The 1,214-nt window shown below is 32.5% G+C and carries 1 protein-coding gene; it reads left to right on the top strand.

Features of this window, described 5'->3' with window-relative positions:
* Positions 1 to 176: 176 nt before the first annotated feature.
* Complete coding sequence (locus tag EHQ58_RS10295) at positions 177 to 1,181, top strand: hypothetical protein (protein ID WP_135623821.1); 1,005 nt, start codon at positions 177 to 179, stop codon at positions 1,179 to 1,181.
* The last annotated feature ends 33 nt before the right edge of the window (positions 1,182 to 1,214 follow it).

Here is a 1,214-nt window from a genome sequence, read left to right as displayed (position 1 = left end):
CTCCGCTCGGGACTTTCGCCCTCGCTCGGCCTAAAGGCACATTGTCCTCCGTCACGCTTCTTGCGATGCAAGAAGACGCGCCGACGCTACCGCCTCGGAGAGGCTCAGCTACGGACAACGTCGTGTAGCCTAGTTCGTTATGCGTAATGTTTTAAATAAATTTATTAGAGGACAAAATGGGAAAAAATATTAGCTACTTCACAACTTACAAGGGAGAAAACTCTTTGAGTAATTTTCTAGGTTTACTTCTTAAAATACTTTATAAAGAAAATCCTTGGTTATTAGAAGAATTTTTTAGTGCTACGTTAAATGGAGAATCCAATATTTTAATTGGACCTACTTTTACTCAACAAGATAAAAGCAAAAAAAGCATTCCAGATCTATCAATTAGTCAAAATTCCTTCTCAGTCTTCTTTGAAACAAAATTAACAGATTGGTTCTATGACGAACAAATTGTCAGACACATAGAAAGTTTTAGTGAAAACGTACAGAGTAAAATTTTATATCTAGTTAGTAACTTTGAATTTGAAAACTACGAAGATCGATTCAAAGATACAATTCAAATTGCGAAAAAAAACGATATTATATTACAACCACTCTCCTTCGAAGATTTTGTTACAGTTTTAGAAAAAATCGAATCGTCTCCGAATTTTAAAAATATACTCAATGAATTTAGAGAATATTTAGACGAAAATAATTTACTTCCTACCTGGAAATATCTGCTGGATGTTGTGAATAGCGGATCAACTATGAACGAATTAAATGAAAACGTATATATGTGTCCAGATACTGGCGGCTCATACAGCCACCGAAGATCGAAATACTTAGGAGCGTACACAAATAAAAATGTACCATTGATTTTTGAAATAGATAACGTCGTATCTGTCAATAGAAATTGCGAAGATGCAGAAATCAGATATATAAATAATATACAAAATTCAGAGAAATCGAAAGAGACATCTATCAATTTAGTAAATAAATTTAGAAAAGAAGAATCATCGCAATGGCCAATATTGGTATTCAATTTATCTAAAAAGACAGAATTGAGTTTTGAAAAAGATTCAAAAGGAGGACTTTTACAATCCAAAAAATATTTCTATGATATTGCAAAAAATTGTAATGATATCAATGATTTAAAAAATAAATTAAATAACAAAAAATGGAGTGATTTCGGTTTTTGAAAAAACTACGCATAACTGCGGCTGACACGCTGC

The organism is Leptospira ognonensis (assembly GCF_004770745.1).
GTDB classification, from domain to species: Bacteria; Spirochaetota; Leptospiria; order Leptospirales; family Leptospiraceae; genus Leptospira_A; species Leptospira_A ognonensis.
Note: the sequence above shows the minus strand (reverse complement) of the source record. Positions and strands in the feature narration are given on the sequence as shown.